Raw genomic sequence first — 26039 nt, forward strand, 5'->3', positions numbered from 1 at the left:
GGCTACTGATTTCAGTAGCCTAATTTTTAGTTTACTTATCCTCGGTATTTCAAATCATAACAAGGATTAATATCTATGAAATTAAAAATGTTACTGGTTGTGGGCGCTTTTTTTACTGCAACTTCGCTAGCCAATACAATTACAGTCCCAATGCAGATAGTTACTGCAAACAATAACGGTCAATCCGTGGGTAAAATTACCATCAAGGAAACGAAGTTTGGTTTATTGTTTACTCCGCAATTACAAGGATTAGTGCCAGGAATACATGGTTTTCATATTCATGAACATCCTAATTGTAATGCTTTGCAAAAAGAGGGAAAGCTAATAGCAGCAGGAAAAGCGGGTGGCCATTTTGATCCCAATAAAACGGCTAAACATGAAGGTCCATATAATAGTAGCGGGCATTTAGGTGATTTACCGGGTTTAGTCGTTAACACAAATGGTAGTGCTGATTATGCTATTTTAGCGCCGCGTTTAAAATTGATAAGTCAAATTAAGAATAGAGCATTAATGATCCATGGAGGTGGCGATAATTATTCAGATCATCCAGTAACATTAGGTGGTGGTGGTTTAAGGGTTGTTTGCGGTATTATTAAATAATTAATTTATTTTTAAGCCATGCAAAGTTAGTTTAGGAAATCTTTAGTAATAGAGAATGACTTTGTTTGGTTTTTTATTTTTAACATTCAATCAATTAATAAATCTTGTCAAAATTTATATTCATTATAACTAATAAATATATAATTAATTGTTGGTAAAATAAGTTAATTATATAAATAATATTTTATTTGTAATTTATTTGTTGTTATATTCACAACCACATATATTATTGATTATAATAAATAACACTTATATTTCTTTTTGTTATAATATACTTACTATAAGTTATTAAATAATTAATCCTTTATTCAATTTATAAGGACGCTGAATAAGATGAAATTACAGCAATTACGTTACATTGTAGAGATTGAAAATCATAATTTAAATGTTTCATCAACAGCTGAAGGGTTATATACATCACAACCAGGTATAAGCAAGCAGGTTCGTATGCTTGAAGATGAGCTGGGAGTGCAAATTTTTGGTCGTAGTGGTAAACATTTAACGCATGTTACTCCTGCCGGAAAGGAAGTGATAAAAATTGCTCGAGAAGTGATGACGAAAATGAACGCTATTCGAGCAGTCGTTGGTGAGCATACTTACCCTGATCGAGGCATATTGGCGATTGCTACCACACATACTCAAGCAAGATATGCTCTTCCTCCAGTGATAAAGCAATTTATCGAACACTATCCACAAGTTTCCTTACATATGAGCCAGGGCTCGCCAATCCAAATTGCGGAAGATGTCAGTAAAGGAAATAGCGACTTTGCTATTGCAACTGAAGCTTTGCATCTTTACAAAGATTTAGTGATGTTACCTTGTTATCATTGGAATCGTTCGGTTGTCGTTAAAGCAGATCATCCTTTGGTGAGCAAGAAAAATATTACTATTAATGAGCTAGCTCAATACCCGATTGTGACTTATACCCATGGTTTTACCGGTCGTTCTGAGTTGGATGAGGCTTTTTTAAAGGCAGGTTTACAGGCGAAGATTATTTTTACCGCCACAGATGCTGATGTTATTAAAACTTATGTAAGATTAGGATTAGGTATAGGAATTATTGCTAGCATGGCAGTTGATCCTAGTCTGGATCAAGACTTAGTTATTATTGATATGCGGGATAAGTTTAGCTATAGCACCACAAAAATAGGTTTTCATCGTAATAGTTTTTTACGTAGTTATATGTATGATTTTATTTGGCGTTTTGCACCACATTTAACACCTGATGTTGTTGATAAAGCGATTTCTTTGCGTTCAAATGAAGAAATCGAAGAGATGTTTAAAGAGATTCAATTACCAACAATATAATTTTAGTAAAAATTGGCATTTATTCCTATTAATCATTTTTTATTTTATATTTTTTCTTATGCATTAATTTTATATCAAGCTAGCGCTATTTATCGTTAATATTTTTTTGTTTATTTTGAACAAAATCATATTTAATGATCATTATGTGTTACTTAACCGAAAAATATTTCTAATATAATATCTTTATAAGATGCGTCACCTTTGCTAGTTAGATAAAAAATAAAAAAAGGAGGAGTTATGTCGTTAAGTCTAAGAACGGACTGTGCATCCACACTCTCCGCTGGAAGTAAACACTATGAATATTTTAGCTTGTCTAAAGCAGCAAAACAGTTAGGTGATATTTCGAATCTACCAAAATCACTTAAAGTACTGTTTGAAAATTTGCTGCGCCATCTTGATGGAAAATCTGTCGTATTAAAAGATTTACAGGCGATGGTTGATTGGCAGCATATCGGGCATGCTGAGCGTGAAATTGCCTATCAACCGGCCCGAGTTTTGATGCAGGATTTTACCGGTGTGCCAGCAGTTGTTGATCTTGCTGCAATGCGTGAAGCTGTGCAACGATTAGGGGGTGAGGTTAATAAGGTAAATCCACTCACACCTGTCGATTTAATTATTGACCATTCGGTTATGGTTGATGAATTTGCTACCCCACAAGCCTTTACTGATAACGTAAAATTTGAAATGCAACGCAATCATGAACGTTACCTATTTTTACGTTGGGGACAAAAAGCATTTAATCGTTTTAGGGTTGTGCCGCCTGGAACAGGTATTTGTCATCAGGTAAATCTTGAGTATTTAGGTAAGGCAGTGTGGTATGAAGAACGAGACGGGAAATTGTTCGCTTATCCAGATACATTGGTTGGTACTGATTCTCATACCACGATGATCAATGGTTTGGGGGTCTTAGGTTGGGGGGTAGGCGGTATTGAAGCTGAAGCCGCGATGTTGGGCCAACCGATTTCGATGCTTATTCCTGATGTAGTTGGTTTCAAATTAACAGGTAAACTCAAAGAAGGGATCACTGCTACCGACTTAGTTTTGACAGTGACGCAAATGCTGCGTAAACATGGTGTAGTGGGGAAATTTGTTGAATTTTATGGTGATGGTTTGGCCGATTTACCACTCGCGGATCGCGCTACTATTGCCAATATGTCACCTGAATATGGTGCTACATGTGTTTTTTTCCCCGTTGATGAAATCACGTTAAGTTATATGCGATTAACCGGACGTTCGGAAGATGAAATTGCTTTAGTTGAAAATTATACTAAAACACAAGGATTATGGCGCCATCCCGGCGAAGAGCCTATTTTTACCAGTACGTTAACTTTAGATTTAGCCTCGGTTGAAGCAAGTCTGGCTGGGCCAAAACGCCCGCAAGATCGGGTTGAATTGAGTCAGGTTCCGCATGCGTTTAAAAATTCCGTTGATCTTGAATTAAATAAATCAACCAAACAGCATGCGCCCTTGGTCAGTTATGCGGGTAAAAATTTTCAATTGCAAGAAGGAGCGGTTGTTATTGCAGCAATCACTTCCTGTACTAATACTTCAAACCCAAGTGTTTTAATGGCAGCAGGATTATTAGCCAAAAAAGCGGTTGAAAAAGGTTTAGAGCGTAAGCCTTGGGTAAAATCTTCGTTAGCGCCAGGCTCAAAAGTGGTTACTGATTATTTAGCTAAAGCCGGATTGACTGATTACTTAAATCAGTTAGGTTTCAACCTAGTCGGCTATGGCTGTACCACTTGTATTGGCAATTCAGGCCCACTACCGTCGCCAATAGAAGAGGCAATCAAGAAAAATGATCTTACTGTCGGTGCGGTGCTATCAGGTAATCGAAATTTTGAAGGTCGGATCCATCCATTAGTAAAAACTAACTGGTTAGCTTCACCACCTTTAGTGGTTGCTTATGCTTTGGCAGGTAATATGCAAATCAATCTTGCTGATGAGCCGTTAGGGCAAGATAAGAATGGTAACGATGTATTGCTAAAAGATATTTGGCCAACGAGTCAGGAAATTGCTAATGCTGTACAATTGGTAAAATCTGACATGTTCCATAAGGAATATAATGCGGTTTTTGATGGCGATGAAGCATGGCAGGCACTTGAGGTAAAAAGTTCAGCCACTTATTCATGGCAGCCTGATTCAACTTATATTCGTAATCCACCTTTCTTTGATGATATGCAGCTAGTACCAGCGCCGATTACTGATATTCATGGTGCCCATATTTTGGCTATTTTAGGCGATTCTGTTACCACCGATCATATTTCACCCGCCGGCAATATTAAAGCGGATAGTCCCGCTGGTCATTACTTACAATCACATGGCGTTCAAGCAAAAGATTTCAATTCGTATGGTTCAAGACGAGGTAATCATGAAGTTATGATGCGAGGTACATTTGCCAATATACGTATTCGTAATGAAATGCTGCCTGGTGTTGAAGGAGGATTTACTCGCTATATCCCCACACAGACTCAGCTAGCTATCTATGACGCCGCTATGCAATATCAGCAAAATAAGATACCGTTAGCTATTATTGCTGGTAAAGAGTATGGCTCCGGCTCCAGTCGTGACTGGGCGGCTAAAGGAACACTACTACTAGGAATAAGGGTAGTTATTGCTGAATCTTATGAACGAATCCATCGCTCTAATTTGATTGGGATGGGGGTTTTACCATTAGAATTTCCGGCTAATGTAAATCGTAAAACGTTAAAATTGACTGGTGATGAGATAATTGACATTGCCGGCTTGCAATCAATTACCCTAGGCGAGATGATTACAGTCACTATTACTGATAAAAATGGTCAGATAATGACAATGGCTATGCGTTGCCGAATTGATACGATGACTGAATTAGAATACTTTCGTCATGGCGGTATTCTTCATTATGTTATTCGTCAAATGGTAAAATAAATGTATTTAAACCATCAAAAACTGCTCTGTAAAAAACAGACAGTTTTTGATAATAATTGGTTGATTATTTTTTGTCATCATCAGATAGAATATGGCCTAATTTGCTGGCTTTTACATTGAGATAGTCGCTATTTTTAGGATTACGGCCAACAATAAGCGGAACGCGTTCTACGACATTAATTCCGGCTTCTTTCATAATTTCTAGTTTTTTAGGATTATTCGTTAGTAATTTTACTTCATTAATGGCAAGTAATTTATACATGTCTGCACAGATAGTAAAATCACGTTCATCGGGTTTAAAGCCGAGTTTTAAATTAGCTTCAACAGTATCCAGACCTTGATCTTGCAGCGAATAGGCGCGTATTTTATTCAATAATCCGATATTACGCCCTTCTTGACGATGGTAAAGTAGTACTCCGCGTCCCTCTAGTGCAATTTGTTTAAGTGCTGCTTCTAGCTGAAACCCACAATCACAACGTAAACTAAATAAGGCATCACCGGTTAGACATTCCGAGTGGATACGGGAAAGAACGGGTTTTCCATCAGTAATATCACCATAAATAAGTGCTATATGATTATTACCATTAACAATTTCTTCAAAACCGACGAGGAGAAACTCACCAAAAGGAGTGGGTAGCTTGGCTTCAGCTATACGTTTTAGCTGCATAGTGTTATACATAATGAATAAAACTCTGGATTTAAAATTAAGGAAAAATGCGTTAAAAAATAGTTAAATATAGTTATCAATTTATTTTTCACCTATATATTTTACTAGGCTAGTAGATATCATCAGCAGATAAGATTATGTTCATATTACTACAATATGATTATTAAAAAATTAACTATTTTAATTATAAGCACATTTTGCTTATCAATTTAGATTGAAGTTTTGTGATTGAAATGGGGTACTAATCTCAATCAATGATCTGAATGTTTATTCACTTATTGAAAAAAATAGCCAGCAACACTAGTATTTCGTTGAACGGGATAAATCCAAGCAGGGATTTTTCATTAAAATAATTTTGTACTATTAACATGATTTAGATAATTTTTTGTGATAACGCATTCTGTTATCTACCATTGAAATGTTTATTTAAATAAAAAGGTGAGTGTTGATATAATTCTCTTTCTTTATTGGGTTATCAAATGTTAAGTTAACAAAAGAAAAGTGATTTAACCACTTTTCTATCATTAAGCAATAATAGGAAAAAATGTGAAATATTTTTTAATTTTATTACTTGCTATAGCCATTTTTATTGTTTCCGTGACACTTGGCTCAAGCAATAATCAGATAATAACATTTAATTATTTGATTGCCAAAGGTGACTATCCAATATCAACATTACTAGCAATCCTTTTTGCGGTTGGATTCGTATTGGGTTGGCTTATTTGCGGGGTATTTTACGCTAAGGCATTAATTTCATTATCGAATGCAAGACGTAAAATTAAACGACTAGAAAGTCAATTAGTTGAATCACCGCTAAGTGAACATGACACTAAAGTGGCGCTTGTTACAAATGAAAAAAGGTAATTTTTTATGTTAGAGCTGCTGTTTCTGCTACTGCCTATTGCCGCTGCCTATGGTTGGTATATGGGACGCAGAAGTGCTCAACATGATAAACAGCAAAGTGCTGATCGTTTATCCCGTGAGTATGTGGCTGGGGTCAATTTTTTACTATCTAATCAACAAGATAAAGCCGTTGATCTGTTTTTAGATATGCTTAAAGAAGATAGTTCGGCGTTTGAAGCTCATCTAACATTAGGCAACCTTTTTCGTTCAAGAGGTGAGATTGAGCGTGCGATTCGTATTCATCAATCATTATTTGAAAGTAACTCATTATCATTTGAGCAGAAACTACTAGCCACACAGCAGCTTGGACGTGATTATTTTGCAGCTGGGGTTTATGATCGCGCAAGAAATATTTTCTTACAGCTTGTTGATGAGCAAGATTTTCGCTTTAGTGCACTCCAATCTTTACTTGCCATTTATCAAGCAACGAGCGATTGGCATAAAGCAATCGATGTTGCTGAAAAATTAGTCAAAATGGGCAATCCTCAACTAAAAGAAGAAATTGCTCATTTTTATTGCGAACTTGCGCTCATGGAATTGAGTAGTGACAATTTAGATGGGGCATTTCTTTTACTCAATAAAGCTGCCCAAGCAAATAAAAATGGTGCGCGAGTTTCTATTATGAAAGGACGCATTCATATCGCTCGTGGTGAATATGAAAAAGCAATTTCAATACTTAAGCAAGTTTTTGACCAAGATAGAGATTTAGTCAGTGACACTTTAGCCATGCTTTATGAATGTTATTATCATTTAGCGACTTGGAATGATTGGGAAGCTTATATCCAGCAATGTGTTGCCGGCGATTGTGGGGCAACTGCACAGCTTTATCTGGCGGAAATAATTGAAAAAAGAAAAGGGACGGAAAAAGCACAAATATTTATTAAACAGCAGCTAGAACGTCATCCAACGATGCGATTGTTTTATAAATTGATCGATTATCATTTAGCAGACGCAGAAGAAGGTAGAGCAAAAGAGAGTTTGGAATTATTGCGCAATATGGTTGGTGAGCAGATTCGTTCAAAACCTGATTACCGTTGTCGTAAATGTGGTTTTACTACCCATTCTTTATATTGGTATTGTCCTTCATGCCGCTCTTGGGATACGATCAAACCAATAAAAGGCCTTGATGGTCAGTGACAACGTAACTGATATTGCATTTATTAAATTTAAAAAGGTTAAAAATGATCGCCCGTACGCAAAATAAACTTTCCGTCTCTACTAATTCCCCCGTTATTGTTGCATTAGATTATCATGATCTAACCAAGGCATTATCTTTTGTTGATAATATTAGCCCGCAGGATTGCCGCCTAAAAGTGGGTATGCAGATGTTTACTTTATATGGACCACAATTTATTCAAACTCTACATAGCCGAGGGTTTCAAGTTTTTTTGGATTTGAAATTTCATGATATTCCGAATACCGTTGCACAGGCCGTTAAAGCTGCTGCAGAAATAGGTGTTTGGATGGTTAATGTGCATGCTTGTGGTGGTGCTAGAATGATGATGGCCGCTAAAGAAGCATTAATTGAATATGGTAAAGATGCACCTCTATTGATTGCGGTGACTGTATTAACCAGTATGGAACAAATGGATCTCCAACAGATTGGTATTAAACAAACACCGGCTGATCGCGCTTTGCAGCTAGCAAAATTAGTCAACCAGTGTGGGGTAGATGGTGTTGTCTGTTCAGCTCACGAAGCTTTAACACTGAAATCCGCTTGCGGTAATGATTTTTTATTAGTTACACCGGGGATCCGTCCTACTGGTGCACAAGCGAGTGATCAGCGGCGAATAATGACACCAGAGCAGGCTATTAATGTTGGTGTTGATTATATGGTTATTGGTCGTCCAATTACTCATAGCGCGGATCCAGCGTTAACTCTGAGCCAAATTAATCGTTCTATTGGATGGATAAAATGAGTGACTCGCGTTTAGTTTATTCGACAGAAAGTGGCAGAATCGTCGAAACAGAAAAAAAATTATCACCGACAAAAGGCGATGGTATTATTCGCATCAGACGTGAAAGCTCAGGGCGAAAGGGTAAAGGGGTTTGTGTTATTACCGGCTTGGGTTTGAATAAAGATGAATTAATCTTGCTTGCTGCTGAGTTAAAGAAAAAATGTGGTTCAGGTGGCTCAATTAAAGAGGGTAATATTGAGATTCAGGGTGACAAACGGGAGCTTATCAAGCAATTATTAGAAGCTAAGGAAATGAAAGTTAAGCTGGCCGGTGGTTAATCCTATTGATAAATAAAGCCAGATAATTAACTGGCTTTATTGTTGTTTGTTGAGCGCGACAATTATTTACCGACTTGGTGACCAATTACACCACCAATAGCCGCACCACCTACCGTGCCTAATCCACTTCCTTCAGTCAGAATAGCCCCACCGACTGCACCAATGCCTGCACCGATAGCGGTATTTTTATCGCGTGTTGACATATTAGAGCAGGCTGTAATAGTTATGAGGGAAAAGACCGATATTAATATTAGCAATACGTGTTTTTTTGAACGCTTCATTCTTCTGTCCTATTGATATGATATATTAAATTCAAATTAACCCAGATAGCGACTTTTTTAATCAGAATTGTCGACAAACCATTAATGGAATAGCTAAATTAATAAAGTCGCTATTCTGTACAGATAGCTCGTTATCAACAAGCTATCTGACGAATGTCCTTAAGCCACAAGTCGTGCAATAATATTGCGGGTTTCCATTCGAACTTCTTCAAGTTGAACGTTAATCACATCGTTAAGTTTATAAACAGCAATACCTTTAATAAGTATAGCGCCTGCTTCTTGACTACACTGTATTTCTTCTCGCACGGGATGGATAAAAGGTGCCGGAATAAAGGCACTAGCGCCATTATCGGTTAAGCGAATGCGGATCCCACCTCGAGTAATATCGGTTATTTCAGCAGCAAAAATGGTGTTAGTTTTAGCAAAAGGTTTTAGAAAACGCGCATACAACCAATCACCCACATCGCGTTCAGCTAAACGATTAGCACGCTTACGTTCAGTAATTTTTGCCATCAAAGTTTCAGCAGGTTTTGTGACATTATGCTGCTCATTATTTATTATGGCTTTTAATAAACGATGGTTGATGATATCGGTATATTTACGGATTGGAGATGTCCAGGTGGCATAGGCATCAAATCCTAAACCATAATGGGCAGCCGGTGTGGTTTTAATTTCAGCAAAAGCTTGAAAACGGCGTATTCTACTATCTATAAATTTAGTGGGTTGGTCATCTAATAAACGTCGTAAACGGCAAAATCCGTCAAGGGTTAACAGTGTTTCTGCATTTTGTTCGATATCACTTTCTTGCAAAATGGCAACAACGTTATCAATTTGGCTGGGGTCAAAGCCATTATGAACATTAAAAATACCAATCCCTAATTTATCTTTTAATACTTTTGTTGCACAAAGATTGGCGGCAATCATCGCTTCTTCGACAATACGATTAGCAATTCGGCGTTTCTCGATCAAGATGTTAATAACATTACCATTTTCATCAAGTACAAAGCGATAATCAGGTCGATCTTTAAATACCAATGCATGGGATTGGCGCCATGCAGAACGTTTTTCACACATTTCATTGAGCAATAATATTTGCTGTTTGATTATTTCATTTTCGCCTTGCCATTTATCTTGCTGTTCTAACCAGTCAGAAACATCATCATATACCAACTTGTTTTTTGATTCGATCCAGGCCAGGCAAAATTGAATATTTTCAGCTAATTGTCCATCTTGTTTGATATCAAATTGACAGACTAGCGCAGGGCGGCGCTCATTAGGGCGTAGAGAGCACAAATCATCCGATAATTCACGTGGTAACATCGGAATATTGAAGCCAGGTAAGTAATTGGTATATCCACGTTGTTGGGCTATGGTATCTAATTCACTATTTAGCCGGATATAAGTGGTTGGATCAGCGATAGCAACAAAAAGGCGTAATTGATTATCATCAATCCGCTCTATATAAAGCGCATCATCCATATCTTCAGTGCTGGCACTATCAATAGTAATAAAATTGAGATGAGTAAGATCTTGGCGCTCTGATGTCTGTTCTTCAATTGTGCAGCTTTGCATTTTTGGGGCTTCGCGCTCTAATTGGTGTCGACTCAGTGTTACCCACCAAGGAGCGAAGTGATCATCGCCATCAGTAATATATTGGGTAATTTCAGCTTGAAATCCGCCTTGATTTTTTAATGGATGACGGCGAATCTCCGCTATTACCCAATCATTGTGCGCAAAGTCATGACTAAGATGTTGTGCCGGACGACAAAAAATCTTTTCTTTTAAAATTGGATGATCGGGTTTGACATAAAGTCGGTTATCATTATTTCTTTTTTGAATTCGTCCTACAAATCGGGTGAGAAAGGGTTCAACTAATTGCTCTGGTTCAGCCATTTCCCGATCTTTATTGGTGTGAATAGTGGCGATGATCCGATCGCCATGCATTACTTTTTTCATTTGTGGTGGTGGAATGAAATAAGTTTTCGTTCCATCGACCTCAAGAAAACCAAAACCTTTTTCTGTACTTTTAACAATCCCTTCAACACGAGGTGTTTGGGCATGTAATTGCTGTTTTAGCTGCGCTAGCAGCGGGTTATCTTGAAACATACTATCCGTATTTATGTCATTAAATTAAAATTTACCCACATTTTGCTCAAGTTGAGTGCTATGGGCAAGCAGAATAATAATATTTGTCACTTTAATAATGGTGTGTTTAAAGTTTGTCTGGCAAATTCCATTTGTTAATTATTAGGTTGTTGGGTGTTGTTTGTCGTTAAATTCACATAAATCTTCAATAATACATGCGCCACAGCGTGGCTTTCTGGCAATACATGTGTAACGGCCGTGTAGTATAAACCAGTGGTGACAATCCACTTTAAATTCAGTCGGTACTACTGTGAGCAACTTTTGTTCAACTTCAATAACATTCTTACCTGGTGCAAAATTTGTGCGATTACAAACGCGGAAAATATGGGTATCAACAGCAATTGTTGGCCAGCCGAAAGCGGTGTTTAATACCACATTGGCGGTTTTACGACCTACACCGGGTAATGATTCCAAGGCTTCGCGATTTTCGGGGACCTCGCCGTTATATTTATCAATTAATATCTGACAAGTTTTAATAATATTTTTAGCTTTGGTATTAAATAAACCGATTGTTTTGATGTAACGCTTTATTTCATCGAGACCAAGTTCCAGCATCTTTTCAGCTGTATTAGCGACGGGATAGAGTTTTGCTGTGGCTTTATTGACACTAATATCTGTTGCTTGGGCGGAAAGTAAGACAGAAATAAGTAATTCAAAAGGCGAATTAAAAGTAAGCTCGGTTGTTGGTGTTGGATTGTTATCACGTAAGCGAGTCAAGATGGCTATCCGCTTTTGTTTATTCATATTTTATTTGCTCTTGATCCTTGGCTAAATGATTTTTATTGGGGAAAGACGTTGATTTTACAACAGGGTGTTGTTGTTTTTGACTAATATATTTTATCATCCTTTCATCGATTAAATATTTGCCTGCTAGCATCAATCCTAATCCAATGAAAGCCCCAGGCGGCAATATGGCTAATAAAAAAGGCGAATTAAGATGAATAACTTCAATACGTAATATTTTTGCCCATTCTCCTAATAGCAAATTTGCACCATCAAATAATGTGCCGTTACCTAAAATTTCTCGCATTGCACCTAAAAAAAATAGCGCCATTGTCGCACCCGCACCCATTGCCAAACCATCGATTGCTGAGTGATAGACATTATTTTTGGCAGCATAAGCTTCAGCCCGCCCAATAACAATACAGTTAGTAACGATCAGTGGAATAAAAATACCTAAAGATTGATATAAACCAACGGCATAAGCGTTAATTAACATCTGCACAGCGGAAACAACCGATGCAATAATCATGACATAGATGGGAATACGTATTTCGCTTGGGATCCAATGACGGAAGGTTGAAACTGTAATATTGGTAAAAAACAACACTAATGTTGTTGCCAGTCCTAATCCTAATGCGTTAGTGGCGGTTGAAGAAACCGCTAGCAACGGGCATAAACCTAATAATTGAACCAGTGCCGAATTGTTTTTCCATAATCCTTGGATAAAAAGTTTTTTAGTTTCATTCATGGTAATTAATTTGAGCATGCTGGATAAGTTGATAATTTTTGAGGCACCGATTGTATAAACATGGCAGTACGCTCAGTGGCATTAATAACGGCTCTTGGCGTGATAGTGGCACCAGTAAATTGGTCAAAATCCCCGCCATCTTTTTTTACTGCCCAATGTGAGCTATGTTCTGAGTCAATTTTTTTACCTGAGAAATGATTGATCCAATTTGAAATACGAATATCAATTTTATCACCTAACCCTGGGGTTTCATGATGTTCAGTTACACGGACACCGAGGACTTTACCATGGAAATCAGCTGCGACCAGTAATTTTATTGCGCCTGAATAGCCATCAGGTGCCGTACTTTCTATGATGGCCGCAATCGGTTTTCCTGCTTTTCTGGCAATGTAGAGATGATGAGGCCGTGAGCTACCTAATACTTCATTTTTACTGACTAAATAACACTCTTTGGTTAAATTATTGTCATATAAGTTAGGGGAAATAATTTGATCAAAAAGTTTTTGTTGTTGGATTAGGGCCTGGCCGTCGATAGTACTTTTGGTAATAGTATAAACTGTTGCTGCCAGTCCGGTGGTAGCCGCAGCAAAAACAGCCAATATTAAGCCATGATGTCTAATCGATTTTAACATAACCGTTCCTTATTTATGGCCATAAACACGAGGTTGGCTATAGTGATCAATCAGTGGTACCGCAATATTGGCCAGTAATACCGCAAAAGCAACTGCATCAGGATAACCACCATAAACGCGAATGATCCAGATTAGTAATCCTATCATGGCACCATAAATGATACGGCCACGCGGAGTGGTTGCCGCTGTAACGGGATCGGTAGCAATAAAAAAGGCGCCGAGCATGGTTGCCCCTGAAAATAGATGAAGCATAGGTGACGCGTATTGTGATGGCATAATCAACCAACTTAGTAATGAGCAGAATAGTAGCGTGGCTAAAAATGCTAGAGGAATTTGCCAGCCAATTATTCGGCGACTAAGGAGGATAATACCACCAAATAAATAGGCAATATTAACCCATTGCCAACCAATACCAGCTAATGAACCTTGTAAAATAGGTTGTTGTAGTATTTGACTAATCGAGTGTGTTAATAAACCCGTTTTAAAACTATCTAGGGGGGTTGCTTGACTTATGCCATCAAAACCTAGTGTCAATTGGTTTAATGTGGCTCCTGTCGCGGTATGGCCGGTAAAAATCACTTGCAGACTTGCTAACGCATTGGCATGAATAGATTGAAGTTCTATCGGGGGTAACCAACTAGTCATTTGGACTGGAAATGAGATCAATAATACCACATAACCTACCATGGCTGGATTAAACGGATTTTGACCCAATCCGCCATAGATATGCTTAGCAATTAATATAGCAAAAGCCGTACCTAAAACGACTAGCCACCAGGGTGATAAAGGCGGGATACTAATGGCTAATAGTAAAGCCGTTACCAAGGCAGAATTATCTTTTAAATGGGGCATAACAGGGAATTTTCGTAGCTGTAAAGCGCCAGCCTCAGTAATAAAAGCCGTTATGACAGCGAGTAAAATTTGGTAAATTGTCCCGCTACCAAAAAAGTAAATTTGGCAGGCAATACCGGGAATGGCAGCGATAACCACCCACAACATGAGTTTACTGGTAGTTTGTTTTTCATGTGTAAAGGGCGAACTGGCCATCTTTAACCGGTTCATCCGACGATCAGTAGGTATTGGTCTGAATTTCATTTTTCAGCTCATTTGTTGTTTAATTATATTAGCGAGTTTTACCCTGCGCATCACGTTTTGCTTTAACACGAGCAATCGCTGCGGCAACAGCAGCTTTGCGTGCATCAGTTGATTGTGGTTCTGTCGTTGTTTCTATGGCTATGGTAGATTGACTTTCTGCCGCTTTTTGGGCTGCTTGAGTAACATGCAATTGAGCTGTTCTGGCATGGCGAGCTTCGATAGCAGCCTGGTTATTTAATGACTCAATATTACTATTGCTAGTCTGTTTTTGCTGCGCATTAATTCGCAGCAATGCGGCGTTAATTACTGCTTTGTCTTTCGCTTCGATCTTAACGGCAGCTTGGTTATGGCGTTGTTGACGTAGAATTTTTTCTCGTTCAAGCCTAGCTTTTTTAGCTTCAAACCGTTTTTTGGCATCAGAGGCACGTTGTTTTTCTCGGGCAATGGCTTTAATTTCTGCTTTTTCTTGTCGATAGTATTGCACGAGAGGAATATTACTTGGGCAAACATAGGCACAGGCACCGCATTCTATACAGTCGGATAAATTATATTTTTCTGCTTTTTCATGCTCCTGGCCTCGACTAAACCAATAAAGTTGTTGCGGTAATAAATTAGCTGGGCAAGCTTGAGTGCAAAGACCACAGCGAATACAAGCTTCCTCAATGGCAGGTTTACCTATTTCTGCCAAAGTTGGAACAAGAATACAGTTGCTAATTTTAACAATAGGTGTGGTTAAATCAGGCAACGTAAATCCCATTAATGGCCCTCCCATAATAACCATCTGTTCTGATTGTGGCACCATACCAACTTGTTGTAATAGGAAATTAACTGGGGTGCCCAAACGAACCCAATAATTGCCTGGATTTTGTATTGCAGCGCCCGTTAATGTTACCACCCGCTCAATTAACGGTTCACCATCGATAATCGCTCGTTTAATGGCAAACACTGTGCCAACATTTTGCATCAATATACCAATAAAAGAAGAGTGAACACCGTGGGGTATTTCCTTACCGGTTAATATCTTAGTTAATTGTTTAGCTCCGCCTGAAGGATACTTGGTTGGGATCACTCTTAATTTAATGATAGCTTGTTGGCCTAAAAGTGCTTCTTTTAAGGCTGCTATTGCCGCCGGCTTATTATCTTCAATCCCAATTAAGACTTCTTTCGGTTTTAGTATATGTATTAATATCAGTATGCCTTCGATGATTTCATCAGCATGCTCCTGCATTAATCGATCATCGGCGGTTATATAAGGTTCGCATTCTGCTGCGTTAATAATCAAGGTGTTAATTAATTTATTGCCATTTTTCAACTTTGTTGCAGTAGGAAAACCTGCGCCGCCTAATCCCGCTATGCCAGCTTGTTCGATATGTGACAATAAGACTTTAGTAGAATGTTGTAAGTAGTTGGTTAAAGGTTTACGCTCACACCATTGATCTTTACTATCTGGTTGTAGTCGGATAGAAAGTGTTTTTAGGCCGGAAGGATGTGCTGTTATATGTGGCTCTATGGCAGTGATAGTTCCTGAGGTAGTGGCATGGACTGGGATCCTATGATCACAACCTTTAGTCAGCGCTTGTCCTTTTAATACATAGTCACCGCTTTTAACAATGATATCGCCGGCTGAGCCTATATGCTGTTGGACAGGAATAATCAATTCATTAGCTAAGGGCAGTGTAAGTAACGGAACTTGATTTGATTGTATTTTCATTTCAGGCGGATGTATACCACCTGAAAAAGACCAAATTTTTTCTTTATTTGCAGTAAGTTTTTGGAAAAAGTTAAACATTTGCTCGCTCCTTATTAGCAAATGCAACAGTTGGTCTTGAGCTTGATGAGGGGGTAATATTTTTTACTGGAATAGTGGTGAGATCCCATTTCCAGTTTTTGATCGTGGTTTTTATCGGTAACAGGCTAATACAGTCTGTTGGGCAGGGAGCAACACAAAGATCACAACCGGTACAGAGATCTTCTACCACCGTATGTAACGCGCGCGTTGTTCCAACAATCGCATCGACGGGGCAAGCCTGAATACATTTAGTGCAGCCAATACAGTTAGCTTCATCAATAAAAGCTACTTTTCGTTCAGGTGTTAATTTATCTTCATCAAGCGCTTGAGGTTCTACATTAAGTAATTCGGCAATTTTTAACATTGCTTGTTCGCCGCCGGGCGCACATTTATTTATGGTTTCACCATTATGGGCTATTGCGTCAGCATATGGGCGGCAGCCTGGATAGCCACATTGGCCACATTGGCTTTGCGGTAAAATATGATCAATTTTTTCCACTATTGGATCATCTTCTACTTTAAAACGAAGAGCGGCAAATCCTAAAATAAGTCCAAAGAGAAGGCCAAATCCGGCAATAACACCGATTGCAATTAATAAAGTACTCATTAGAATTTTACCAAACCACTAAATCCCATAAACGCTAAAGACATTAAGCCGGCAGTAATAAGGCCAATAGATGATCCACGAAAGGGGGCTGGGACATTTGCCACCGCGATGCGTTCACGGATAGCTGAAAACAGTACCATCACTAAAGAAAAACCTATTGCAGCTGCAAAACCATAAACGGCTGATTGTAAAAAATTGTGCGATTGATTGATATTTAGCAGTGCCACACCAAGAACTGCACAGTTTGTAGTAATTAATGGTAAAAAAATACCTAAAAGACGGTATAGTGTTGGACTGGTTTTGCGTACCACCATTTCAGTAAACTGAACAACAACCGCTATAACTAATATAAAGCTCAATGTGCGTAAATAGATCAAATCTAGTGGTATTAAAACAAACGTATCCATCAGCCATGAGCAGATGGATGCTAAAGTCATCACAAATGTTGTCGCAAATCCCATACCAATAGCGGTTTCTAGTTTTTTAGAGACCCCCATAAAAGGGCATAAGCCAAGAAATTTTACCAGCACGAAATTATTTACCAAAACGGTGGCGATAAATAATAAAAAATAATCTGTCATCTGAACGCCTAAATTTTTTTATTTAGTCAGTAGAAGTTGCAAACATAAATGGTCGGCTATGATAGCAACTGATTGTAATATAGGTTATCGATCTTGTGTGAAAGTCAATTTTAGTGAATTAATCGTTTTGAGAAAATAAAAAATAGCGATTGCAGCTAAAAAATAAAGAGGTACGCTAAGTAACCTGCATTACCTAATTTAGCGGTAATGTGTTGCTTTAAGTTTATATATGAATGTGTTAAGGGGTTGTTATGAATAAACCTATTAAGGTTGGTTTGATTGGTTACGGTTTTGCCGGTAAAACCTTTCATGTTCCTTTTATTACAACAATAGAAGGATTTCAATTATCGGCTATTGTGAGTAGTGATGAACAAAAAGTAAAAAAAGATTGGCCTAATGTTCCGGTTTTTGCTTCGCTTGAACGACTATTGGCTGAGCAGCCAGAAGTAGATTTGATTGTTATACCAACACCAAATAAAACCCATTTTCCATTGGCTAAACAAGCGCTCGAAGCAGGAAAACATGTCATCGTCGATAAACCGTTTACCTTGACTGTTCAAGAGGCCCTAACGTTAAAACAATTAGCGCAGGCAAAAGGTAAATTACTCTCTGTTTATCATAACCGTCGCTGGGATTCAGGTTTTTTAACGGTGAAATCTTTGTTAGAAAATCAAACATTGGGTGAGTTGAAATATTACGAATCACATTTTGATCGTTATCGGCCTGAAGTTCGTCAAAGATGGCGAGAATCAAAAGAGGCAGGTAGTGGTCTATGGTATGATTTGGCGCCGCACATGCTTGATCAAGTATTGCAACTTTTTGGCAAACCTAAATCGATTATGGCTGATATAGCGATGATACGCCCAAATGCCGAAGCGGTTGATTATTTTCATGTTTGTTTAAATTATTTAACTACCAAGGTTGTTTTACATGCAACCACTGTCGCAGCGGCAGAGTCACCCGTTTATCTACTTCATGGCATGAAAGGAAGTTATATCAAGTATGGTTTGGATCCCCAAGAAGAATGCTTAAAAGCAGGGCTATTACCAACAGCAGAAGATTGGGGTAGGGATAGCCGCGATGGTTCTGTGACGCTGTCACACAATGGCGAGCTGATTGTTGAGCCATTAGAAACTGAACAGGGTAATTACGGTATGTATTATTGTGCCATTCGTGAGGCAATCAATAACGCTGCACCTAATCCAGTTACTGCCGAAGAGGCTATTTTGGTTATGAAATTGATTGAAGCGGGGATAGAGTCGGCGAAAATGCAACGCACAGTAGAGCTGGCAGTTTAATTTCATTCATTTTGTCTATTCTTATTTATAAATATTAAAATATTAAAGGAAGCGTTATGAGTTGGTGGCGTCGTTTACAAATTGACTATTTTTTGCTGTTTATGCTAATGACCATCATGCTCGCTTCCTTTTTCCCTTGTCAAGGTAAAGTAAAAATCGTATTTCAGCATTTAACCACCATCGCGATTGCATTACTTTTTTTTCTCCATGGCGCAAAACTTTCACGCCAAGCTATTTTAGCCGGTGTTGGTCATTGGCGATTACATCTGTTAATTTTTACCAGTACCTTTATTTTGTTTCCTCTTATTGGTTTAGCATTAAAACCTTTGGTGCCTGATTGGATCTCACCAACGATTTATATCGGATTTCTTTACCTTTGCGCCTTACCTGCGACAGTACAGTCTGCAATTGCGTTTACTTCTGTCGCCGGTGGAAATATTGCCGCTGCAATTTGCAGTGCATCTGCTTCTAGCTTGCTAGGGGTGTTTTTGTCGCCAATATTAGTGAGCATCTTGATAGATATCGATAATCATCAACAGATTAATTTGTTGTCAAATATAGGTGCTATTTTATTGCAAATTATGTTGCCATTTGTATTAGGCCATTTGTTCAGGCCTTTAATGGTAAAATGGATTAATCGCTATCGAAAATTGATTACTATTTCTGATCGTTCATCTATTTTATTAGTGGTTTATGTCGCTTTTAGCGAGGCAGTCATTGAAGGGATTTGGTATAAAGTTGATGGCTGGTCATTGCTATTGATTGCGATAATTGGTTGTTTTCTATTGGCTATAGTGGTTTTATTTAATATTTTCACTGCGCGCTATTTTGGCTTTAGTAAAGCAGATGAGATCACAATAGTTTTTTGTGGCTCTAAAAAGAGTTTAGTTAATGGTGTTCCAATGGCTAATATTCTCTTTCCTGCTCATCTGGTGGGTATTATTTTACTACCGGTGATGATTTTCCATCAAATTCAATTAATGGTGTGTGCGGTATTAGCACAACGTTATGCTAAGAGAGCAGTTAACGTTAATGATTAATTAATATTATTTAATTGATGATACATATCCATTTAATCTAGCTCTTTCATTTTGCATTTTTTCTTCTTGGTGAATTTGTTTTTAACTTGTATAAGTTTTTGACTTAATAGAAAAGGGCAGACAGGTAAAGACAAGCTTTCAGCTGAATGTATGTTTTTTGGTGTTCCTTGCAGGGCGACATTTTCTGTCGTGGAGTTATATTCTAGATTAAGGCGCGAAGTTAAATGATAATGATGATAATTTTTTATTTGAATTGAACTGTCAAGATTAAGACGTAACATTAGTTGATGATAAAATTTAGCTTTACTTGAACCAATGGTTGTTGAAATATGAATATTATTGAGTACAAAACAATTTTTTATTTTACTAATTAAAGCGTTTGTTTTTAATTGATTTTGCTGCTGGCTATTTTTTATTAAAGGCCGATCTTTAGTAATATTAATTTTATTCGACATAAAACCACCTCCGATATTAAAATTGATGCAAAGAGCCAGTATTTTATCTGGCTCTTGTCATTTTACTAAGTTTTAATTTGATTGTGGGGCGGTTTTTGGTATTGTTGGTGGCAGAGAGGTTGGATTGTCCATCAAGCCGATATTAATCAAAAACTGATCTAATTTAAATTTCTGCTTATTCATTTCCAATTCGTCACCGACGTAATCAATATCCATAGTAATATTATCTTTTGTTACCAGCATCCATGGCAGAAATGGTCTGTTTTCATTCAATTTTGCTTTTTTCTCATCGCTGAGGAAGTATTCCGTCGGTGATGTAAAGACATTTTGTTTAGCTGAACTTTCAAATTCACTAATTTGTGCGGTTGCTTTCTGGTTAAACAATGTTTTTTGTTCCGGTGTAACAACTTTGTCATCGGAATTTAGTACTTCTATTTGGCTAAGCATTTCTATCAACATCGGTTTTGATAAATCAACATTGATATTAAAATGATTAAATAGTGCTTTGATTACCTGATCATATTGATTATTTTGGCTATAAACAGAGAGTTGATTCAACGTCCAAGGCTTCATATCTATATCTATATCTATTTTGATATTGCTCTCACCGGCACTATTTTTCCAATAAAAGGGTTCGATGACAATTCGCGGGCTATTCTTTAATAAGCTAGGTAAGTTATCTATTAATAATTGGGCGAAAATAGTATCTGCATTATAAAGAGGATTACCATTAGCTAAATTGTGAGCAATTTCATCATTATAATTTTTTAAGAAATTACCAAAAGCCTTAGCATCCATTCTTTCGATTAATAACGTAAGCTCACCAGAACCTAAATTTTGTTCTTTAGCGATAAAATCATTGATGCGATAAGAAATTTTACCGTCAATGTTATCGCCTTTTAATACAGAATCTAAGTTAATAGCAAAGTTTTTAAATGAAAATTTAATGTCGTCGCTGTTAAAATTAATATCGGAAATATTAAGCGTCTGTTTGCCAGAATAGAAATTAAACGGAGTCAGAGATAAATCACTTTGGATGTTGAGTCCTTTAAGGATCATGTTTTCCGTTTTCTCTTTATTACCGATAACAAAATTATCACTAACAACGGAAACTTTTATATCTTTAAGATCGGTATTGCCCACATAATTGATTGTACCACCGCTAAACGTTATATTTTTGCCGTAACTATTACCGTCTAGTGGACTTAAGTGTAAATTTGCATCTAGACCTTCATTAAAACCGACATCAACATTACCCGTTATAAAAGCTTGCTCTTGGGTATATTTGAATAGTTCTTCTGTGGTTTCATTTTTAACAAGTTCAATAGTGGCTGAGGCTAACCTTGGTAATAGATTAAGTTTAACTATCTTGCTAATAGGAAAAGGGCCATGAAAGATTTTTGTGGCAAATTTAACAATAGTATTTTTTCCTTCTTCATTCTCTTTTATATTAATAATGATATCGGCGTTAGAAGTGAAAAATCCACGCTGATAATTTTCTGTTTTAACATCAATATTAGCTTCTGGTGCATTATTCTTTAGTGTAGTATTAGTACGTTCAATGAAAGCATTAAATTCTCCCTCAATTTTTTTTCCAGTATACCAAGAGCCAATTGTCCAAATTATGGCAACAATTACAATGACACTTACAGCGACTAACGATTTCTTCATATATCCATCCCTTAAGGATTTTAGCGAATAAAAGCGATCAAATTTATAAAATATATTATATACAGCTTTGCATGTATTTTAATTTTTGCTAATAATTAAAAACTCTGGCCAGTTTACCTTTTCCATTAAGCATAATTTGTCTTTCGGATGCGGATATAAATATAGATTCACCAGCTAGAATTTCGGTAGTTTGCTTTTCTGAGGTGATAGATATCTTACCTTCAACACAAAATAAAATTGTTGCTGAACTGTTCTCTATTGTAGTCAATTGATTGTCAATGAGATATAAAGAAAAAGCAAAATCATCGACTGGAATGGGATAACAACATTCATTATTGTGTATATTCGGTTGTAATAATAATGTGTTGCAGGGTTTGGCAATGAAATCTATATTAGCCAGTAATTCAGCAATATCAATATGCTTATTCGTTAATCCCGCACGTAGTACATTGTCAGAATTAGCCATCACTTCTAATCCAACGCCCTCAATATAGGCATGCGGCGTTCTGGCATAAAGAAACATCGCTTCACCAGGTTGTAATTCAATAATGTTCAGTAACAATGGTGCAAATAATCCATTATCGTCAGGGTGTAGTGTCAGTATTTTTTTGATTGTGTGCCATGGCTCCCCTTGTTTTTGTTGTACAACAGATTTTAAGGCGGTAAGTAGCGGTTGTTTTTCGCTTATTGTTAGGCTTAATAAATGGCTAAAAAGTTGTGCTAGTTGAGTTTCTGATGGTGTTTTTAAAAAAAGTTGAATAATTGGTGAAGCTACTGCAATTGGTATCAATAAATTAGCGATTTCTTTTAAAGGGCGAAATGAATTTAGCGCTTTAAAGGGCGTTAAAGCATAAATTAATTCAGGTTTATGATTGTCATCTTTATAATTACGATTTGGACTATCAAGGGCAATCCCCGCAGCGTTTTCACGCCTAAACCCCGCTTCGGCAGCAATTTTATCTGGGTGTACTTGGATTGAAAGCGGCTGAGCTGCGCAGAGTACTTTAAATAGAAAAGGTAATTGATGAAATTTTTGCGCAATTTTTTCACCGAGGTAATATGTTGGATCGGTTGTAATTAGTTTATCTAACGATATTTTTTGCTGATTATTAATATCTTCGACAATCGAGCTGGCCTTAGGATGCGCCCCCATCCATAATTCAGCCATCGGTAAATGCTGAGGATTTTTGATATGGTAAAGCTTAGTTAGGGCATCTTTACTTCCCCAGTCATAGTGTTGAATTTTATTGATCATTTTAAACATATAATACTGCTCTTAGTTGATAAAAATTTATTTTTAACTGTAATGCAATAAACTCGCTTATCTCTCACATTTTAAATTAAAAATAGTGCATGATCTCCAGTACAATTAGTTTATCTGCAATGATGGATTATGCATATCCAATTATTTTATGCTAAGGAGATAACAATAATGTCAGAATATCGCATTGAAAAAGACTCAATGGGGGAAATTAAAGTCCCAGCAGATAGGCTATGGGGCGCACAAACTCAACGTTCGCTGGAGCATTTTCGTATCTCAGTGGAAAAAATGCCAGTTGCCTTGATCCATGCATTGGCATTAACTAAAAAAGCAGCAGCTGAAGCAAATACCGATTTAGGTTTGATAACAAAGGATAAAGCTAATGCTATTATCGCCGCTGCTGATGAAGTCTTAGCGAATAAGCATATGGCTGAATTCCCATTAGCCATCTGGCAGACTGGCTCTGGTACGCAAACTAATATGAATATAAATGAAGTCTTAGCGAACAGAGCGAGTGAAATTTTAGGTGGAAAAAGAGGTCAGCAACGTTTAATTCACCCAAATGATGACGTAAACAAAAGCCAGAGTTCTAATGATGTATTTCCAACGGCAATGCATGTGGCCGCAGTTATTGCTTTATACCAACATCTGTTACCTAAATTAAAAGAACTACAGACTACTTTTGAGCAAAAATCTGCCGCTTTTCATGATATTGTCAAAATTGGCCGTACACATCTTCAAGATGCAACACCTTTAACTTTAGGCCAAGAAATATCGGGCTGGTCAGCCATGCTAGCTCATAATATTCGCCATATCGAAGAAAGTATTCCTCACCTTTGCGAACTCGCCTTGGGTGGAACTGCGGTTGGTACAGGTTTAAATACCCATCCTGAATATGCGGTTAAAGTTGCCAGTAAAATTGCAGCATTGTCTGGTCTGCCGTTTGTCACTTCGCCTAATAAATTTGAAGCTTTAGCGACTTGTGATGCTTTAGTGCATGCCCATGGCGCTTTAAAAGGTTTAGCAGCTTCATTAATGAAAATCGCTAATGATGTAAGATGGTTAGCATCAGGTCCTCGTTGTGGTATTGGCGAAATTATGATCCCTGAAAATGAGCCGGGTAGTTCGATAATGCCAGGAAAAGTTAATCCGACCCAGTGTGAAGCATTAACTATGCTTTGTGCGCAAGTTATGGGTAATGATGTAGCTATTAATATTGGTGGCGCATCAGGTAATTTTGAACTTAATGTCTTTCGACCCATGATTATTGATAATTTTTTACAATCAGTGCGTTTATTAGCGGATGGCATGCTGAGTTTCAATGATCATTGTGCTAAGGGGATTGAGCCTAATCGTCAGCGTATAGACAAATTATTACACGAATCCTTAATGCTAGTTACTGCACTAAATACCCATATTGGTTATGATAAAGCCGCTGAAATCGCCAAAAAAGCACATAAAGAAGGATTAACCCTTAAGCAAGCGGCATTAAAACTTGCTTATTTAACGGCAGAAGAGTTTGATAGTTGGGTGCGGCCTGAAAATATGGTAGGTAGTATGAAAAAGTAGTTTTATTCTTTAGAAAGAAACCGAGCTATTATCTCGGTTTCCTTATTTAAATCTCTTGATAAAGATGTAATCGAGCAATAATTAATTTTAGTTTTTTATTTTTTGGTTTATGTTTTATTTTTATATTATTAATATCATAGTCAGAAAGTGTACCTAATTTTGTCAAATGTTTTGTATCACAACTGAACGATAAAAGTGGAAGAGGGCAAGCATATTGCACTTGTCGTTTTTCATTTGCGTACCAAACTCTGGCTATTGGCTGAACTTTTACCGGACGTTGTATTTTTAATATGGCATCATTTGGAATGCTATTTATGTCTTGGATCTCTTTTTCAACTAAATAACGCCATTGTTGCTTGGTATATGCCGACATTGCTTTTTCAGATCGATAGTTTTTATGTAGTCGTTCAAGTATTTGCGCTTTTGTCACTTTATTAACAATCTTTTTATTAGCCCAGCCAAAATTTATACTATCGGGTGAGTCGACATAATTTATTTTACGATAGGCATTAAGGGTAATTAATCCATGCAATTGTTGGTGAATAAATTCAAAGCGTTGTTCTTTTTTTATCCCTGATTCACAAGTAACAATATCTTTTAATTTTGTTTTTAACTTATTAATTGTTTCCAATTGTCGTTTTATAACTGAATAACGTTGTGCTGAAAGATGAAAACATAACGCTCCAGGTAGCCTGATTGCGGTTTTATTACTAATGTGATACGGATTATCATGAATAAATAATCTATTATAGTTTGCCAATGCTAAGTCTAAAGCTGTATCTCCTGTCAAAGTGGTAATTGTTATTTGATTAATATCATTATTTTCATCTCCTTTCTTGGTTTCAGGTAATTTAAATACAATGGCAGAGGTTAAAGATAAACTATTAAGTTCGGTTAAAAAATCAGCTAATCGAACTTTCAATAAATCAAAACATTTTGATAATTTATATCTTGCATCATATTTCATATTAAACATCTTAATTTAGTTACAACATACTATTTATTATAATCCAAAAATACCTAACCTACTAAGAAAATTGTAAAATTTCTACAGATAACACAACAAACTATTATGAGCAAGATCTCTATGTGTGCAGTTCAAGGAATCAAAACAAATTTACTAAGGGCTAGGGTAGGTATAAAAACAAATCAAAAGGTAGGATTTGTCTTAGCTCACATATTTGGTTTAATACTGACCATCAATTAACAAAGTAGTACATCTCGTAATCAAAAGGTAATTAATGAAACTTATTAACTTATTTTTTACTCTTTTCGCTTGTTTTTGTACTAAAAGTTATGCCTCAATTATGAAACATTCGACATCACATGAAAGTGTTTTTCAGCTTTCAAATATTATTATCTATTATCAGCAACTGTTAGCCACCAATCCGATAAAATATTCTATATATGGTCGGGATAAAATAGACGATGTAGAACTTATAAAATACAAAATGGCATCTGAACGTAGCACGCTACGCGTGAGCGGCGCAGCGGTGCTGCTTCGGGGATGTTAATGAGTT

25 protein-coding genes are annotated in these 26039 nt (G+C 37.0%); 11 read left to right on the top strand and 14 right to left on the bottom strand.

Annotated elements, in window-relative coordinates; genetic code table 11:
• Positions 1 to 75 precede the first annotated feature (75 nt).
• From sodC to acnA, 3 genes are all read left to right on the top strand, one after another.
• Positions 76 to 600 (top strand): superoxide dismutase family protein, encoded by a 525-nt coding sequence (sodC, locus tag G468_RS0103840; protein WP_026821993.1) that lies wholly within the window; start codon positions 76 to 78, stop codon positions 598 to 600.
• A 333-nt stretch (positions 601 to 933) separates the two neighbouring features.
• The gene (cysB, locus tag G468_RS0103845) at positions 934 to 1908 is read left to right on the top strand and encodes an HTH-type transcriptional regulator CysB (protein ID WP_026821994.1); all 975 of its coding nucleotides are present in this window, start codon (positions 934 to 936) and stop codon (positions 1906 to 1908) included.
• 237 nt (positions 1909 to 2145) lie between these two features.
• Positions 2146 to 4818 (top strand): aconitate hydratase AcnA, encoded by a 2673-nt coding sequence (acnA, locus tag G468_RS0103850; RefSeq protein WP_026821995.1) that lies wholly within the window; start codon positions 2146 to 2148, stop codon positions 4816 to 4818.
• 64 nt (positions 4819 to 4882) lie between these two features.
• On the opposite strand, the gene ribA is transcribed toward acnA, so the two are convergent.
• Positions 4883 to 5485, bottom strand: coding sequence for a GTP cyclohydrolase II (gene ribA / locus G468_RS0103855; protein WP_026821996.1), 603 nt, complete (start codon positions 5483 to 5485; stop codon positions 4883 to 4885).
• 546 nt (positions 5486 to 6031) lie between these two features.
• Here ribA and G468_RS0103860 point away from each other — a divergent pair.
• The 4 genes from G468_RS0103860 to yciH are packed head-to-tail and all read left to right on the top strand — an operon-like array spanning position 6032 to position 8624.
• On the top strand, positions 6032 to 6349 hold the full coding sequence (locus G468_RS0103860) for a LapA family protein (protein WP_026821997.1): 318 nt from the start codon (positions 6032 to 6034) through the stop codon (positions 6347 to 6349).
• 6 nt (positions 6350 to 6355) lie between these two features.
• On the top strand, positions 6356 to 7525 hold the full coding sequence (lapB, locus tag G468_RS0103865; protein ID WP_026821998.1) for a lipopolysaccharide assembly protein LapB: 1170 nt from the start codon (positions 6356 to 6358) through the stop codon (positions 7523 to 7525).
• A gap of 44 nt (positions 7526 to 7569) precedes the next feature.
• Positions 7570 to 8307, top strand: a complete 738-nt coding sequence (gene pyrF, locus G468_RS0103870) for an orotidine-5'-phosphate decarboxylase (protein ID WP_026821999.1) — start codon at positions 7570 to 7572, stop codon at positions 8305 to 8307.
• Complete coding sequence (gene yciH, locus G468_RS0103875) at positions 8304 to 8624, top strand: stress response translation initiation inhibitor YciH (RefSeq protein WP_026822000.1); 321 nt, start codon at positions 8304 to 8306, stop codon at positions 8622 to 8624. Before pyrF ends, yciH begins: the two co-directional genes overlap by 4 nt.
• 62 nt (positions 8625 to 8686) lie before the next feature.
• On the opposite strand, the gene osmB is transcribed toward yciH, so the two are convergent.
• From osmB to rsxA, 9 genes are all read right to left on the bottom strand, one after another.
• The gene (osmB, locus tag G468_RS0103880; protein ID WP_026822001.1) at positions 8687 to 8905 is read right to left on the bottom strand and encodes an osmotically-inducible lipoprotein OsmB; all 219 of its coding nucleotides are present in this window, start codon (positions 8903 to 8905) and stop codon (positions 8687 to 8689) included.
• Positions 8906 to 9064: 159 nt separating this feature from the next.
• Positions 9065 to 11011, bottom strand: a complete 1947-nt coding sequence (locus G468_RS0103885) for an exoribonuclease II (protein ID WP_026822002.1) — start codon at positions 11009 to 11011, stop codon at positions 9065 to 9067.
• A 141-nt stretch (positions 11012 to 11152) separates the two neighbouring features.
• Complete coding sequence (gene nth, locus G468_RS0103890; RefSeq protein ID WP_026822003.1) at positions 11153 to 11794, bottom strand: endonuclease III; 642 nt, start codon at positions 11792 to 11794, stop codon at positions 11153 to 11155.
• The gene (locus G468_RS19610) at positions 11787 to 12521 is read right to left on the bottom strand and encodes an electron transport complex subunit E (RefSeq protein WP_081700614.1); all 735 of its coding nucleotides are present in this window, start codon (positions 12519 to 12521) and stop codon (positions 11787 to 11789) included. The genes nth and G468_RS19610 overlap by 8 nt, the downstream gene beginning before the upstream one ends.
• 5 nt (positions 12522 to 12526) lie before the next feature.
• Positions 12527 to 13153, bottom strand: a complete 627-nt coding sequence (gene rsxG / locus G468_RS0103900) for an electron transport complex subunit RsxG (protein WP_026822004.1) — start codon at positions 13151 to 13153, stop codon at positions 12527 to 12529.
• Positions 13154 to 13162: 9 nt separating this feature from the next.
• The gene (gene rsxD / locus G468_RS0103905) at positions 13163 to 14248 is read right to left on the bottom strand and encodes an electron transport complex subunit RsxD (RefSeq protein WP_026822005.1); all 1086 of its coding nucleotides are present in this window, start codon (positions 14246 to 14248) and stop codon (positions 13163 to 13165) included.
• A gap of 28 nt (positions 14249 to 14276) precedes the next feature.
• The gene (rsxC, locus tag G468_RS19615) at positions 14277 to 16037 is read right to left on the bottom strand and encodes an electron transport complex subunit RsxC (RefSeq protein ID WP_034249272.1); all 1761 of its coding nucleotides are present in this window, start codon (positions 16035 to 16037) and stop codon (positions 14277 to 14279) included.
• Entirely contained in the window at positions 16030 to 16644 is a 615-nt protein-coding gene (gene rsxB, locus G468_RS0103915; protein ID WP_026822006.1) for an electron transport complex subunit RsxB, read from the bottom strand. Before rsxB ends, rsxC begins: the two co-directional genes overlap by 8 nt.
• On the bottom strand, positions 16644 to 17225 hold the full coding sequence (gene rsxA, locus G468_RS0103920; protein WP_026822007.1) for an electron transport complex subunit RsxA: 582 nt from the start codon (positions 17223 to 17225) through the stop codon (positions 16644 to 16646). The genes rsxB and rsxA overlap by 1 nt, the downstream gene beginning before the upstream one ends.
• Before the next feature lie 251 nt (positions 17226 to 17476).
• Here rsxA and G468_RS0103925 point away from each other — a divergent pair, with 251 nt between their 5' ends.
• Together G468_RS0103925 and G468_RS0103930 are read left to right on the top strand one after the other, a co-directional pair.
• The gene (locus G468_RS0103925) at positions 17477 to 18523 is read left to right on the top strand and encodes an oxidoreductase (protein WP_026822008.1); all 1047 of its coding nucleotides are present in this window, start codon (positions 17477 to 17479) and stop codon (positions 18521 to 18523) included.
• A gap of 56 nt (positions 18524 to 18579) precedes the next feature.
• Positions 18580 to 19563, top strand: coding sequence for a bile acid:sodium symporter family protein (locus G468_RS0103930; RefSeq protein WP_026822009.1), 984 nt, complete (start codon positions 18580 to 18582; stop codon positions 19561 to 19563).
• A gap of 32 nt (positions 19564 to 19595) precedes the next feature.
• Here G468_RS0103930 and G468_RS22250 read toward each other — a convergent pair whose 3' ends face one another.
• The 3 genes from G468_RS22250 to manA all read right to left on the bottom strand — a co-directional run bounded on the left by G468_RS22250 (position 19596) and on the right by manA (position 22953).
• Positions 19596 to 20018, bottom strand: a complete 423-nt coding sequence (locus G468_RS22250) for a hypothetical protein (protein WP_026822010.1) — start codon at positions 20016 to 20018, stop codon at positions 19596 to 19598.
• A 72-nt stretch (positions 20019 to 20090) separates the two neighbouring features.
• On the bottom strand, positions 20091 to 21689 hold the full coding sequence (locus G468_RS0103940; protein WP_026822011.1) for a YdgA family protein: 1599 nt from the start codon (positions 21687 to 21689) through the stop codon (positions 20091 to 20093).
• Positions 21690 to 21777: 88 nt separating this feature from the next.
• Positions 21778 to 22953: a mannose-6-phosphate isomerase gene (manA, locus tag G468_RS0103945; protein WP_026822012.1), complete on the bottom strand. Its 1176-nt coding sequence runs from the start codon at positions 22951 to 22953 to the stop codon at positions 21778 to 21780.
• Between the two features lie 168 nt (positions 22954 to 23121).
• Here manA and fumC point away from each other — a divergent pair, with 168 nt between their 5' ends.
• Positions 23122 to 24519 carry a class II fumarate hydratase gene (fumC, locus tag G468_RS0103950; RefSeq protein WP_026822013.1) on the top strand — a complete coding sequence of 466 codons (1398 nt, stop codon included), beginning with the start codon at positions 23122 to 23124 and terminating at the stop codon, positions 24517 to 24519.
• A 46-nt stretch (positions 24520 to 24565) separates the two neighbouring features.
• On the opposite strand, the gene tus is transcribed toward fumC, so the two are convergent.
• Positions 24566 to 25486 (bottom strand): DNA replication terminus site-binding protein, encoded by a 921-nt coding sequence (gene tus / locus G468_RS0103955; protein WP_034249274.1) that lies wholly within the window; start codon positions 25484 to 25486, stop codon positions 24566 to 24568.
• Positions 25487 to 25826: 340 nt separating this feature from the next.
• On the opposite strand from tus, the gene G468_RS0103960 reads away from it, so the two are divergent.
• Positions 25827 to 26033 (top strand): hypothetical protein, encoded by a 207-nt coding sequence (locus G468_RS0103960; protein WP_135677654.1) that lies wholly within the window; start codon positions 25827 to 25829, stop codon positions 26031 to 26033.
• Positions 26034 to 26039 lie beyond the last annotated feature (6 nt).

Origin of the sequence: Arsenophonus nasoniae DSM 15247 (assembly GCF_000429565.1) — a bacterium.
Classification (GTDB): Bacteria; Pseudomonadota; Gammaproteobacteria; order Enterobacterales; family Enterobacteriaceae; genus Arsenophonus; species Arsenophonus nasoniae.